Genomic DNA, 13,697 nt, shown 5'->3' with positions numbered 1-13,697 from the left:
TCAGCCTCTCCGCCATCACCCTCAAGAGCGAACTCGTCCACCAACTCATCCCCACCCACCCCGACCGCGCCATGAAAGAGATCAACGAAGTCCTGGCCATCGCCGGCCAGTCCCTCACCGACGTCCGCGAAGCCGCCAGCGGCTACCGCGCCATCTCACTCCAGCAGGAGATCAGAACAGCACAATCCGTGCTCCACGCCGCCGACATCCACGTACACATAGAATTCGAACTCGCGGCACTCAACCCCCACATCGACACCGCACTCGCCACCACCCTGCGCGAAGCCGTCACCAACCTCCTCCGCCACAGCAACGCCACACACTGCCGCATCACAGCCGTCCACCATGACGGTGTCGTCCGACTCCTCATCGAAAACGACGGCGTCGACCCCGCCTACCACAACCCAGCACCCCACAGCGGCAACGGACTCGACAACCTTCACGCGCGCATGACCGCCATGGGCGGACGCCTCGAAACCGGCCACGGAGAGGACGGCACCTTCCGGCTCCTCGCCGAGGCACCCGCAGAACCGTCGAAAACACCCGCGGAACCCACGGGTGCCGCTGTGCCCGCCCCCGCCGGAGGGCCGTGCATATCCTGAACGGTCGTCAGATCGTTCTCGGTGATGCCGAGTGAGGCCAGTGTCTGCCACGGCCATACGGTGCCCATCGCGGCGCCGGAGGTCGTGTCGTCATCGTTCCGGGGCTCGCTCATGAGGGCCTCGCGCCGAGTGGGGTGCGGGACGTCGGCCGGGCGCGGCGGCGCGCGAAGCGCAGCCACAGCAGCTGGGAGAAGAGCCAGCGCCGCGTCGCGCCGAGATGGGCGGGCGAACCGTGCACGTCGTCGAACGTCTTGAACCGGACGTCGTCGAGCGTGCGGCGCAGCAGCGTCTGATCCGTGTCCGGGATGATCTCGTCGCGGCTGCTGGCAACGTACCGGACAGGTATCCGCACCTGCCGAAGCTGCTCCGGTGTGAGTGCGAACCGCGGCAGCCGATGACGGAGTTCGGTGAGGTCCTCGCTTCCGGTGAGGCGGCGCAGGGTGTCGGACGTGATGCCGGGCACCCGAGGCCACCAGGCCTCGTCGGTGAAGAAGTCGGCGACGGGTGCGCCCACGGTGAGGACGCGGCGGATGCGGGGGTCCTCGGCGGCGGCGCGCAGGGCGAGGTGGCCGCTGAAGCTGAGGGCGAGCATCGAGGTGTCGGAGACCAGGGCACGGTCGGCGAGCCGGTCGAGCAGGAAGCTGAGGGTGCGCCAGGAGTCGGAGCCGTAGGCGGCGGTGTTCTCGCCGACGCCCGGCAGCTCGGTGACGACGGCGGCGAAGCCGAGTCTGCGCAGCAGGGGCAGCAGCGGCGCCCACTGTTCCTTGACGCTGACGATGCCGCCCATGACGACCAGCAGCGGGCGGGACCTGTCGAGCCCGGCGGCCCAGCAGGCGACGGTGCCGTCGGCAGTGTCGAACTCCAGGCGCTCGACACCGTCCTGGTCATGGCGCCACTGGTCGAAGGTGTCGACGCAGAGCCGCTGGGCGCGCAGGCGATCGGCGTCACCGTGGTACGGGAAACGGGCGAGCGCGTAGTGCCGACACGCGTCGAGGAGGTCGCCGCGGGCGGCGGCGGCCCGGCCCTCGGCGGTCCACACCGCGGCCCAGGAGTCCGGGTCCCCCGTGGTGTCGTTGGTGACGCGGGCGAGGACACGCGTGGCGTGCTCGGCCGTCACGCCCTGGCCCCGGGCGTGCAGGCGGGCGAATTCCTTGAGTTCTTCCAGATGGTCCATGGATGTCGGGTCTCCGTCCCCGGTCAGTGGGTGGCGCCGTCGGGACGGCGCGGACCGAGGCCGAAGGCCCGGTCGACTGCGATGTGCGATGTCGTTCGGACGGCCCCGGACAAGACCGGGTCGAACGATGCCGACGGGTGTCGTACGGCCTGTGAGCGAGGGCCGTACGACACCGGTGCGGGCCCCGACCGTGACACGGATCCGCGTCGCGGCGGTGGTGCTCAGCTCTGCTCGGCCAGGTACGCCTCGACGGCGTCGGCCGCGACGGCCGGACCGTTGACGGACCGCATGCGCTCCCGCATGGCTCGCACCCGGTCGGTCACGGACGCGTCGCCCGTGACCTGGTCCGCGACCTCGCGCAGGCTCTGCACCGTGACGTCCTCCTTGGCCAGAAGGCGGCCCAGGCCCAGCTCTTCCACGCGCAGGGCGTTCGCCCGCTGCTCGTTCGTCTGCGGCACGGTCACCATGGGCACGCCGTTCTGCAGCGACTCCATGGTGCTGTTCATACCGCCGTGGTTGATGAACAGCCGGGCGTGGCGGAGCACGTCGAGCTGCGGCGCGTACCGTCGTACGTCGACGTTCGCGGGCAGCGGTCCGAGGACGGCGGGGTCGGTGTGCGCACCGACGGTGATGAGGACGTCCCACTCGGAGTCGCCGAAGGCCTCGATGGCCATCGTGAAGAACTCCGGCCAGCCCCTGGCCGAGGTGCCGAGCGAGATCAGCAGCACGGGCCGGTCCGCCGAGGCCGGCTGCCAGGCGCCCTGGTAGGGGCGCTCGGCGATGCAGGGGCCGGTGAAGACGAACCGTTCGTCGAAGGTCTCGCCGGCATACTGGAACTCACGCGGGAGGAAGATGATACCGAGCTTCTCGATCTTCGAGAGGAAGCCCATCGGGTCGGCGGGCAGACCGAACTGGGGCAGCACGCCCGCGAGCTTCTGCACCGCGTCGATCATCTGCGGGTCGTTCAGCTCCGCCACCGGGAACTTCTCCCGGATCGAGAAGTGTTCGTTCGCCCCGAACACCGGATAGGTCCGGATCAGCGGAACGTCGTTCTTGGCGGCGAAGAAACGCGCGCCCCACGCCATGAAGTCATGGACGATCGCATCCGGCCGGTTCTCCTCGTAGAACGGTGCGACCTGTTCCACGAGGGAGAGGCCCTCGTTCAGGCACCGCAGTCCCTCGCCCGCGTTCTCCTCGGCGGTCAGGGGGACGCGGTAGAAGTCGCCGAAGACCGAGTCGTACCTGACCGGTTCGGCGCCGGCGGCCTTCACCATGGGGGCGAAATGGTCCGTCACGGTGCAGGTGACGCGATGACCTCGTTTCACCAGTTCCTCGACCACGCCGACCGTGGGATTGACATGGCCTACGGCCGGAAAGTTGAAGAAAGCGATGTGGCGTTGCACGAATATCTCCTTCCATGCCCTGCCGGTGCCCTTTCGGCCCGTCGTCACCGAGGGGCCCGGGCAGCGGCTGCTCATCCAGTTCTGATGGGTTCTCCGCGCGAGGCGGACCGGTATGTCTCGTCGAGGAGTTCCGCCTGCCGCAGGGTGGCGCGGGTGTCCGGGAGGGTTCCGGTGCGCACCGCGGCGGCGAAGGCCGCGACCGCTGCCGCCACCTGATCGTGCGGTTCGAGCCGGATCTCCTCGGTCCTCCCGCCGCGGTGCAGGCCGATCACGGGGACGTGGTCGGCGGGCGGGGTGAACGCCCGGTCGACGGTGATGCTGCCCTCACTGCCCCACAGTTCGTACGACGAGCGGTAGGCGTGCTCCATGCCGAAGGTGATCTGGGCCGTGACGGCGCCGGGAGTGCTCAGCAACGCGGCGCCGGAGGTCTCGACCCGCCGTCCCGCGCCCCGGACGAGGCGGGCGCCGACGACGTCGAGTTCGGGGCCGAGGAAGTGCAGTGCGGCCCGGAGGGGGTAGACCCCGACGTCCGCCAGCGCCCCGCCGCCGAGTTCCGGGTCGTATCTGATGTCGCCGTCCGGCAGCGGGGGGATGGTGAACGCCGCGTGGAATGCGCGCAGTTCACCTATGGCGCCGTCGGCGACCAGGCGCTGCACGGCCCTGTGGCGGTGGTGATGGACGAACATGACGTTCTCCATGAGCACCAGGTCGCGGGTGTCGGCGAGTTCGAGCAGTTCTCCGGTGCGGTGGCGGTCGGCCGTCAGGGGCTTCTCGGTGAGGACGTGCCGGCCCGTGTTCAGTGCCGCCTCGGTCCACTGAGCGTGCAGCGCCGCGGGCAGTGGCACGTAGACGGCCTGGATGTCGTCGAGTTCGAGGAGTTCGCCGTATCCGTGCACGGGACGGCAGCCGAAGCGTTCCGCGACCTGCCGCGCCTTGGCCGGGTCCCGGCTGGCCACGGCCGCGATCTCGGTGTCGGGGCAGGCGGCGAAGGCGGGAAGCATGCGGCGCACCGCGATGCCCGCGCATCCGATCACCCCCACCCGCAGGGGTCCGGTCACCGGGTGCTCACCGCCGTCGCGTTGAGACACGCGAGCATGGTGCGGGCCTGGACGTTGAGGTAGTGGCCGTGCCGGACCAGGGAGGTGAGCTGCGCGGGGGTGACCCAGGCATAGCCGGGCGGCGGGTCGAGCGGAGCGTCGGCCTCGTCCGCCTCGACGATGAGGAAGCGGCTCTCGGCGTTCAGGAAGCGCCCGCCCTCCTCGGAATGCACGACCTCGTAACGGATGCGGTCCGCGCCGGCGCGCAGCACCGTGTCCAGGAACAGGGGGCGTTCCTTCTCGGGCAGGTGGGCGTAGTTGTCCGGAGTGCACTGCACGGTCGGTCCCAGCTCGACGGTGTCGAGGAAGCCGGCCTCGACCCGGGCGTGCGCCAGCACATGCGGGACGCCGCCGAACTCGCGGGTGAGGAAGGCGGTGACACCCAGGCCGACCGGCTCGAACAGGGGCTGGGTCCAACCCGTCACCTCGCGGTTTCCCGCCCGTACGGACACGGCCACGACGTTGAAGTAGCGGCCCGCCTCGTACTCGATCGTGCTCTCGCCGCGCTTCCAGCCGGGAATGGAGTCCAGCGGGACGCGCTCGGTCCGCACGGAGTGCCGGGTACGCTCGCGCGTGATCCATGAGAGCAGTTCGGTGTCGGAGAGCAGCGCGCCCTCCGAGGTGTCCGCGAAGGGCAGGCAGGACAGCACCGTACGGGAGTCCATGTTGACCACGTTGTCCCGGCGCAGCAGCTCGTGGATCTGCCCGAGGGTGAGCCAGCAGAAGTCGTCCAGCAGCGGCACGTCACCCACCGCCTCCACCACCATGTTGCGGTTGGACTTGCGGTAGAACCACGAGCCGTGCTCGGACTGGAGCACGTCCGCGACGATCCGGCCGCGGTTCGGCCCGACGAAGTACTCGAGGTACTTGACGTCCGCACCCTTGTGGGCCTTGGTGTAGTTGCTGCGGGTCGCCTGGACCGTGGGCGAGAGCTGGAGCAGGTTCGGGTTGCCCGGCTCCATCTTCGCCTGCATCAGGAAGTGCAGCACCCCGTCGAACTCCTTGGCGAGGATGCCGAGGATGCCCACCTCGGGCTGGTTGATGATGGGCTGGTACCAGTCGGCGTAAGGACCGTCGCCGTGCGGTTCCCCCGCCTCCGTGACGTGCAGGCCCTCGACGGTGAAGAACCGGCCGCTGCGGTGCACCAGGTTCCCGGTGGACTCCTGGAACGACCAGCCGACCAGCTCCGCGAACGGTATCCGCTCCACCCGGAAGGCATTGGCCCTGCCCCGTTCGGCCAGCCAGTCGCCGAAGTGTTCGGTACGCAGGTGCGCACCCTGGGCGGCGGCGGCCGACAGAGCGATGCGGGCGGGCAGGCTCTTGTTCTCACGCGTCTGGACGATGTGGGACGGCATCGGAGAGATTCCCCGCCTTTCTCGTGGTGCGTACGCGGCCGGGTCAGACATGTTCGGCCGCGAGGAAGTCGTTGAGGACCAGGCGGTAGTAGTCGGGGCCGAAGCCCATCTCCGCCGCTTGGGGGACCAGGGCGCGCAGCTTCTGGGTGGAGATGGCGTACTCGACACCCGTGTCCACGTACTCCTTGCGCGGTTCGAGCCCCAGCGCGCCGGCGAGATGGTCGACGATGTCTTCCACCGGGACGGCGTATCCGGAGGCCACGTTGACCGTGTCGGCCCGCAGACCCGCGGCCAGCAGCCGGTCGGTGATCGTTATCGCGTCGCTGACCCGGATCAGGTCACGGGCGGCGCCCCGGTGCATGGTGACCACCCCTTCGCGCACCTGCCGCAGCAGTGTGGGGATGAGCTGGTGGTACCGCCCGTCCGGTCCCACCAGGTGCGCCAGCCGGAGGATGAGGTGGTCGACCCCGGAGTCGCGCAGCTGCTCCTCGAGCGCGAGTTTGTGTGCGCCGTAGGGGGTGTAGGGGGTCACCGGGGCGTCCTCGCTGCCCGGTCCCTCGGCGAGCCCGTACATTCCGGTCGCGGCCGTGGAGAAGAACAGCAGCCGCTGCCCGTTGGCCGCGCACTGCTTGGCGACATCGCGCAGCAGTGCGGCCTCCCGCGCGAAGTCCGCGTCGGAGGCGCCGCTCGTTCTGGACTCCCCCGCGGCGAGGGCCAAGGTGCCCGGATGCCGGCCGGCCAGCGGACGCAGACTCCGCGCCAGGAATCCGGTTCCCACAATGTCCATCGTCGTCGTCCTGATCTCTGGGTGGGAGGCGGTCCGTCGGGCTCAGCCGTGCTGGGCCACGAACTCCTTGATCGTGGCGGTCATGTAGTCGAGCATTTCGTCGGTGAGCCCCGGGTAGACGCCGATCCAGAAGGTGTGCTCGGTGATGACGTCGCTGTTGGTGAGGTCGCCGACGATGCGGTGGGGCCGGCCGATGTAGGCCGGCTGGCGGGTGAGGTTGCCGGCGAACAGTCGCCGGGTGCCGATCTTCCGCTCCTCCAGGTGGTCGACCAGTTCGGCGCGTGTGAAGCCGGCCTCGGGGTCGACGGTGATGACGAAACCGAACCAGCTCGGCTCGGACCGCGGGGTCGGCTCGGGGAGCAGCAGGCCCGGAACGCCGTCCAGTCCCTCGCGCAGCCGGCGCCAGTTGCGCCGCCGTGCCTCGATGAAGCCGTCGAGCCTGGCGAGCTGCGCGAGGCCCAGCGCGGCCTGGATGTCGGTTCCCTTCAGGTTGTAACCGACGTGGGAGAAGATGTACTTGTGGTCGTATCCGGCGGGCAGGTTGCCCATCTGGTACTCGAACCGCTTGAAGCAGGTGTTGTTCTTGCCGGGTTCGCACCAGCAGTCCCGCCCCCAGTCGCGCAGCGACTCCACGATGCGGGCCAGGCCGAGGTCGGAGGTGAGGACGCAGCCGCCCTCGCCCATGGTGAGGTGGTGCGCGGGGTAGAAGCTGACCGTGGTCAAGTCGCCGAAGGTGCCGGTGATCTGACCGTCGTAGGTGGAGCCGACCGCGTCGCAGTTGTCCTCGATGAGGAAGAGGTCGTGGTCCTTGGCGAGCTGGGCCACCTCGGCGACCTCGAAGGGGTTGCCGAGCGCGTGCGCGATGATGATCGCCCGGGTCTTGGGGCCGATGGCCCGCGCCACCCGGTCGGCCGTGGTGTTGTACGTGGTCAGGTCCACGTCCACGAAGACCGGCAGGAGCCCGTTCTGCAGGATCGGGTTGACGGTGGTGGGGAACCCCGCCGCGACGGTGATCACCTCGTCGCCCGGCTTCAGCCGCCGGTCACCGAGCTGGTGCGAGGTGAGGGCCGAGACGGCGAGGAGGTTCGCCGACGAACCGGAGTTGGTCAGATGGGCCTTGCGCCGCTTCAGGCGCTTGGCGAAGGCGGACTCGAACTTCCTGGAGCTGGGCCCGGCGGCGATGCGCATGGTCAGCGCGGCCTCGACGATGGCGACCCGGTCCTCTTCGTCCAGGACCGCGCCGGACGGCCAGATCTCGGTCACACCGGGCACGAACTCCCCGTCGGGCGCGGTCTCCCGGTGGTACCTGCGGACCTCGTCCAGCACCAGTTCCTTGTTGTCACTCATCGTCATTCCTTCCGTTGACTGACGCCGGCACCGCGGCCGCGAGCAGGTCGCGCAGCGAGGCGTCGAGGGTGCGCAGCGGCTGCCATCGCAGGAGCCGCAGCGCCCGTGAGACGTCCAGTTGCTGCCACTCCGCATCAGTGCGTGGGGGCTGGTCGGCAACGGCCTCGACGACCGGGAGATCCACGCCGCTGAGTTCGACCATGCGGTGGATCAGCACATCCATCGGGACCGCCTCGCCGCGGCCGATGTTGACCACTTGGCCGCTGAGGTCCGTCCCCGGCACGGTGGCGGCGGCCTGTACGGCGTCGACGGCGTCGCGCGCGTCCACGATGTCGCGGTGGGCGCGCAGCGGCGGGAGCCTGAGCTCGTCCGGCTTCTCGCCCAGGAACTGGGCGCGGGCGGCCTCGCCGAGGTGCGCGGCAACCATGCCGAAGAGGCTGCCGGCCGGCACCCCGGCGCCGATCACGTTGGCGAGGCGGAGTACCACACCGTCCAGGCCGTGTTCCGCCGCAGCCCGTAGCACGATCCGGGTGCCGAGGAGTTTGGTGCGTCCGTACGGTGTGACGGGAGCGGGCTCGTGCTCCTCGGAGGTGCCGGCGCCCGGCGTGCCGGCGCCGTACTCGTGGACAGTGCCGAGCTGGATCAGCCGCGGCGGGCGAGGCAGGTCGACGAGCGACTCCGTCACCCGGGCTACCAGGTCCGCGTTGCCCGCGGCCATCTCGGCCTGGTCGGCCCGCCAGACCCGGCCGGCGGCGTTGACCACCACGTCGGGCCGCACCGAACCGAAGAACCCGGTGAGTTCCCGCCGGCCGGCCGCCAGCAGGTCCATGCGGACGGAACGCGGGTCGGCCGGGCCGCCCTCCGCCGGACTCCGGGACACCAGGTGCACCAGGGCGCCGTCGGCGGCGAACGCCTCGCCGATGCGGTGGCCCAGGTAGCCGGTGCCCCCGAGCACCACGACGCGGAGCCCGGCGGCTCCGCCGTTGTCAGCCGTCCGCACGTTCGGCCCCGTACTTGACGGTCTTCCACCAGTCGGGGTTGTCGCGGTACCAGGCCACCGTGGCGGCCAGACCCTCCTCGAATCCGGTCAGCGGCGCATAGCCCAGCTCTTCCCGGATCTTGGACTCGTCGATGGAGTACCGCAGGTCGTGCGCCTTGCGGTCGGCGACGTGGCGGATCATCTCCGTTCCCGAGCCGGTCAGTTCGAGCAGCCGCTCGGTGATGGCGTGGTTGGTCCGCTCGTTGCCGCCGCCGATGTTGTAGATCTCACCGGCCCGGCCGCCTTCGAGCACGAGGTGGATGCCACGGCAGTGGTCGTCCACATGCAGCCATTCGCGGATGTTGCGTCCGTCGCCGTACAGCGGCACCTGTCGCCCTTCCAGCAGGTTGGTGACGAACAGCGGGATGAGCTTCTCGGGGTGCTGGTAGGGCCCGTAGTTGTTGGAGCAGCGCGTGATGGAGAGGTTCACTCCGTGGGTGCGCCAGTAGGTGCGGGCGACCAGGTCGGAACAGGCCTTGGAGGCCGCGTAGGGGGTGTTGGGCAGCAGCGGCCAGTCCTCGGTCCAGGAGCCCTCCCCGATCGAGCCGTACACCTCGTCGGTGGAGACGTGCACGACCCGCTCGACACCGCTGTCCAGCACGGCGTCGAGCAGCGTCTGGGTGCCCAGGACGTTGGTGCGGAAGAACTCCCCCGCGCCCTCCAGCGAGCGGTCCACGTGGGACTCCGCGGCGAAGTGCACCACGGCGTCGTGTCCGGGCAGCAGTTCGCGCAGCAGGCCCGGGTCGCAGATGTCGCCCCGGACGAACTCCAGGCGCGGGTGCGAGGCCGGCAGGTTGTCGCGGTTGCCCGCATAGGTCAGCTTGTCCAGGGCGGTGACAGCGGCGCCCTCCCACCCCGCGTAGTTGTTCGCGAGGAGGTTACGGACGAAGTTGGAGCCGATGAAACCGGCCGCTCCCGTGATGAGGATCCTCATGCCGCGACGTCCACTCGGGTGTGGTCTCCGACGACCAGGCGGTAACGGTCCGTGCTCTGCCTGGTGGTGCCGACGGAGGCGGAGCGACCGATGACGGAACTGCGCAGGCCCTGGACGCCGGTGACCGACGCCCCGTCCAGGGCTATGGAGTACTCCAGCCGGCTTCCGGTGACCGCACAGTCGCGTCCGATGGACGTGTGCGGGCCGATGTGGCTGTCCTCCACGACCGTGCCGGCACCGATGATCGCCGGCCCCTCGATGCGGGAGCGCACGATGCGCGCCCCTTCTTCCACGACGACCGGTCCCGCCAGCACGCTGGCGTCGTCGACCTCACCGGCCACGGCGGGCCTCAGGCTCTCCAGGATGCGCTGGTTGCACTCCAGAACGTCCTCAACGCTCCCGGTGTCCTTCCAGTAGCCCTCGTACTGGCCGGCCCGCACATCCGCTCCCGCCGACACCAGCCACTGGATCGCGTCGGTGATCTCCAGTTCGCCGCGGGCGCTGACCCCAATGGCCTGGACCGCCTCGTGGATGGCGGCGGTGAAGAAGTACACGCCGATCAGGGCCAGGTCGCTGCGCGGCTGCTGCGGCTTCTCCACCAGACGCAGCACCTCGCCGCCGGGGCCCAGTTCGGCCACGCCGAAGGCCCGTGGGTCCGGGACCTTGTGCACCACGACATGGGCGGCCGGGCGGTGCGCGGCGAACTCCTCGGCGATGTCGGCGATGCCCTCGGGCAGCATGTTGTCGCCGAGGTACATCACGAAGTCGTCGTCACCGAGGAAGTCCCGGGCGATGGCGACGGTGTGGGCGAGGCCGAGCGGAGCTTCCTGCTGGATGTAGGTCAGCCGTGCCCCGAACCGCGATCCGTCCCCGAGCGCCTGGTGGATCTCGGGGGCGCGGTCGCCGACGATGACCCCGATCTCGGTCACGCCCAGGTCCAGGATGTTCCTCAGGACGTATTCCAGGACCGGCGTGTTCGCGATGGGGATGAGCTGTTTGGGCATCGAGTAGCTGAAGGGCCGTAGGCGGGTGCCCGATCCGCCGGCCAACACCAGAGCCTTCATGGCAGGTCCTCTCGATTCATGTGTTGATGCCTCTTCGGTCTGGTGCGCGGTTCGCAGCCGCTCGGCCGTGCACTCGTCGTCCCGATGCGCCGGCGGCCGGCAGGACAGGGGTTCGCCGCGTCAGGCGGCGTCGAAATCGGACAGCATGCCTGCTGCCAGGGCCTCGGCCAGGGTGGGCGCCTTCGCGTCCTTGTCCGAGATCAGCGGTGTCCCGGCGCAGTCCCAGGGCAGGTCCAGGTCGGGGTCGAGCGGGTTGATGTCGATCTGTGTTCCGGGGACGTATGTGCTGGAGACGACGTAACAGATGCAGCTGTCGTCGGTAAGCGCCAGGAATCCGTGGCCGACGCCCTCCGGGACGTACACGGACCGGCCCGAGGCGGCGTCCAGTTCGTTCACCTGGTGCCTGCCGAAGGTGGGCGAACCGACCCGCAGGTCGACGACGATGTCGCGCAGCACGCCCCGGACGCAGGTGACGAACTTGGCCTGCCCCGGAGGGATGCTCACGCTGTGGAGGCCGCGCAGGGTGTGGCGCCTGGAGACCGAGTAGTTGATCTGACGGGGCTGGAAAGTGATCCCCGCGGACCGCTCCAGTTCGTCGGACCGCATCGACTCGTAGAACACACCCCGGTCGTCGGATATGCGGTTCGGTTCGACCAGAAACGTGCCGGGGATGGTGGTTTCCTCGATGCGCACGGCTCGCTCGCCCTTTCGTCCTGAACTCGACTCATGCTGTGCGGGCGGAGGCCCGCCGGGTCCGGGCGCCCCGCCCGGGTGGGCCGACAGGGCGCGGTGGTGCGGCGCGGGAGTCGTGCGACGGCGGACGCCGGCCGCTCAGCCGCGATGCTCCGCTGTCAGCCTCTCCAGGACCGGGACCACGTCCTTCGGCGCCGGGGCGGCCAGCATGTCCTCGTACAGACCGCGGGCTCCGAGCTGGAAGGACGGCTCCTCGAGCAGCCGGACGAGGTCCTTCTGCATGCTGTCGACGTCGATCGCCGCCGGGTCGGCGACCAGTCCCGCGCCCCGGCGGACGACGTACCGCGCCGTGACCGTCTCGTCCCACATCGGGAGCGGCACGACGAGCTGCGGCACCTTGAACGCGACGGCGGCGGCGAACGTCCCGCCGCCACCGTGGTGGATGATCGCCGAGCTGGTGGGCAGCACCTGGTTGAGCGGTACGTACTCGATGGCGCGGACGTTGTCCGGGAGCCTGCCCACGGCGGTGAGCTGCTCGCTGTTCAGCGTCGCGACCAGTTCCAGGTCCAGGCCGGACACGGAGTCGAAGAACTCCCGCATCGGGAAGCCGCTGTGCTGACCGGCGAGCAGTCGGCGGCTCACACCCAGGGTGAGCACCGCGCGGGGCCGCACGGGCCGGGAGTGCAGCCACTGAGAAAGCATGGCGGCCCCGTTGTACGGGACCCGGCGGACCGGGACGTACATCAGGTCCAGCGGGTTGCGCATCCGGGACTGGGTCAGGTCCAGGGTCCACTGGCCGACCAGCGTCTCCTCGGTGAAGTCGAGGCCGTAGCGCTCCAGCACCGGGCCCAGCCACGACATCCACGGGTCCTCGGTCAGGTCCGAGGACGGATCGGCCAGCTCCTGCCGCGTCTTGGAACGGATCAGACCGATGTTGTCCATGCCGAACAGAAGACGCGCGTGGGCGGCGCCGCAGGCGCGCGCGGCCACCGCCCCGGTCGGCGCCAGTGGGTCCCACAGCACCAGGTCAGGGCGCCAGTCCCGGGCGAATTCCACCAGCTTGTCCAGGATCGGCCGACGCCCGCCGCTCACCGGCTCCGGCGGGTAGTACGCATGGAACATGCCCGCGAGGACGGCCCTGGCTTGACGCCAGGCGTTCTCGTTCTCGGGGTCGAGCGCAAGGGTGGGCCGGTCGGGGCCCGCGCCGGCCATGAGGGGCGCCAATGAGGCGGTGAGTTCCTCCTTGCCACCCAGCGACACCGCGGTGAGGCCGGCCGAGGTGATGTTCGCGATCACCTTCGGGTCGACCACACCCTCGGGGCTCGCCACCACGACCTCATGACCGGCACTCTGCAGCGCCCATGCCAGCGGGATGGCTGGATAGAGATGTGCCGATGTCGGAAAGATGGTGAAAAGAACGCGCATCGCTGACCTCTCCGAGACTGCCGGCCCGACGCCGACGCGTGCTGTTCGCTCGAATCCTGCGAGGGGGCTCTAAAGAGCCGCTTGTGCAGAGCAGGCAGCGAGCAGCCTCTCGTCGGCGGTCGGTACGGTGGCCAGGTCTTCGTCTTCGCGCGGGCGTTCCGCTGTCGTGGCGCGGGGCGACCGGCTCCCGGGTGGCACCCTGGGCTCCATCGGCCGGAGCAGACCCGGCGCCGATATCCCGGTGGTCAAAGTGTTCATTTCCATATCCGGCACATCTGGGCGATGTTGGACCTTGGCCGGCTTTTCGACATCCTCGTAAGCGCATCGCAAAAAGTTGAGTCCTTTTCAACTCCCGCCCTGGGACGATTGGTTCCACAAATTTGCGCCCACGAAAACCTGATCGCCGCACAGTCTTCACTGCGTTGACTTATCATCCACGCAAATGACGCACATGGTGCGGGGGAATGTGGAGATGATGGACAGTCACGACCGTTCCGACCGTGCGGACGAATCGAGGGGCGGCAGACCCGAGGCGGTAGCCCCGCCCGGCCCCAGCGACGACCTTCCCGTTTCCCGGCTGGCACGCACCATCCTCGTCACCGCGCTGCTGGGCTACGCGCTCCACGCCACCATCGGCATCCTGGGCGCCGGGATGTCCCCGACGGCCGAGGCAACCAGCCTGCTCCTCCTCCTGCCGATCCTCGCCCTGCAACTCCTCCACTCCACACCGGGCAACAACCAGGCACCCCTGCACCGCACATGCCTGACCCTCACCCT

12 protein-coding genes and 1 pseudogene are annotated in these 13,697 nt (G+C 69.5%); 2 read left to right on the top strand and 11 right to left on the bottom strand.

Annotation, left to right across the window (positions count from 1 at the left end):
* On the top strand, window positions 1–602 hold a 602-nt coding region (locus AB0I23_RS40110), incomplete at its 5' end, for a sensor histidine kinase (RefSeq protein WP_359118025.1).
* Window positions 603–711: 109 nt separating this feature from the next.
* Here AB0I23_RS40110 and AB0I23_RS40105 read toward each other — a convergent pair.
* The 11 genes from AB0I23_RS40105 to AB0I23_RS40055 form a co-directional block, all read right to left on the bottom strand.
* Entirely contained in the window at window positions 712–1,776 is a 1,065-nt protein-coding gene (locus AB0I23_RS40105) for an alpha/beta hydrolase (protein WP_359118022.1), read from the bottom strand.
* 221 nt (window positions 1,777–1,997) lie between these two features.
* A complete protein-coding gene (locus AB0I23_RS40100) occupies window positions 1,998–3,179 on the bottom strand; it encodes a macrolide family glycosyltransferase (RefSeq protein WP_359118020.1) in 1,182 nt (393 codons plus the stop codon).
* Between the two features lie 71 nt (window positions 3,180–3,250).
* The gene (locus AB0I23_RS40095) at window positions 3,251–4,267 is read right to left on the bottom strand and encodes a Gfo/Idh/MocA family protein (protein WP_359118017.1); all 1,017 of its coding nucleotides are present in this window, start codon (window positions 4,265–4,267) and stop codon (window positions 3,251–3,253) included.
* Entirely contained in the window at window positions 4,234–5,631 is a 1,398-nt protein-coding gene (locus tag AB0I23_RS40090) for an NDP-hexose 2,3-dehydratase family protein (protein ID WP_359118014.1), read from the bottom strand. The genes AB0I23_RS40095 and AB0I23_RS40090 overlap by 34 nt, the downstream gene beginning before the upstream one ends.
* 43 nt (window positions 5,632–5,674) lie before the next feature.
* Window positions 5,675–6,418 carry an NAD-dependent epimerase/dehydratase family protein gene (locus AB0I23_RS40085; RefSeq protein ID WP_359118012.1) on the bottom strand — a complete coding sequence of 248 codons (744 nt, stop codon included), beginning with the start codon at window positions 6,416–6,418 and terminating at the stop codon, window positions 5,675–5,677.
* A gap of 42 nt (window positions 6,419–6,460) precedes the next feature.
* Window positions 6,461–7,765 carry a lipopolysaccharide biosynthesis protein RfbH gene (gene rfbH / locus AB0I23_RS40080; protein WP_359118009.1) on the bottom strand — a complete coding sequence of 435 codons (1,305 nt, stop codon included), beginning with the start codon at window positions 7,763–7,765 and terminating at the stop codon, window positions 6,461–6,463.
* A complete protein-coding gene (locus AB0I23_RS40075) occupies window positions 7,758–8,765 on the bottom strand; it encodes an NAD-dependent epimerase/dehydratase family protein (protein WP_359118007.1) in 1,008 nt (335 codons plus the stop codon). Before AB0I23_RS40075 ends, rfbH begins: the two co-directional genes overlap by 8 nt.
* Window positions 8,752–9,738, bottom strand: coding sequence for a dTDP-glucose 4,6-dehydratase (gene rfbB, locus AB0I23_RS40070; RefSeq protein WP_359118004.1), 987 nt, complete (start codon window positions 9,736–9,738; stop codon window positions 8,752–8,754). The genes AB0I23_RS40075 and rfbB overlap by 14 nt, the downstream gene beginning before the upstream one ends.
* On the bottom strand, window positions 9,735–10,802 hold the full coding sequence (locus AB0I23_RS40065; protein ID WP_359118001.1) for a glucose-1-phosphate thymidylyltransferase: 1,068 nt from the start codon (window positions 10,800–10,802) through the stop codon (window positions 9,735–9,737). The genes rfbB and AB0I23_RS40065 overlap by 4 nt, the downstream gene beginning before the upstream one ends.
* A gap of 120 nt (window positions 10,803–10,922) precedes the next feature.
* Window positions 10,923–11,495: a dTDP-4-dehydrorhamnose 3,5-epimerase family protein gene (locus tag AB0I23_RS40060; protein WP_359117998.1), complete on the bottom strand. Its 573-nt coding sequence runs from the start codon at window positions 11,493–11,495 to the stop codon at window positions 10,923–10,925.
* 138 nt (window positions 11,496–11,633) lie between these two features.
* Complete coding sequence (locus AB0I23_RS40055) at window positions 11,634–12,920, bottom strand: activator-dependent family glycosyltransferase (protein ID WP_359117996.1); 1,287 nt, start codon at window positions 12,918–12,920, stop codon at window positions 11,634–11,636.
* A gap of 442 nt (window positions 12,921–13,362) precedes the next feature.
* On the opposite strand from AB0I23_RS40055, the pseudogene AB0I23_RS40050 reads away from it, so the two are divergent.
* A pseudogene (locus AB0I23_RS40050) lies at window positions 13,363–13,697 on the top strand (hypothetical protein); the annotation flags it as partial.

It is taken from the genome of Streptomyces atratus, assembly GCF_040655115.1.
Taxonomy (GTDB): domain Bacteria; phylum Actinomycetota; class Actinomycetes; order Streptomycetales; family Streptomycetaceae; genus Streptomyces; species Streptomyces atratus_D.
The sequence above is the reverse complement of the archived record's forward strand: the minus strand, read 5'-3'. Positions and strand labels throughout refer to the sequence as shown.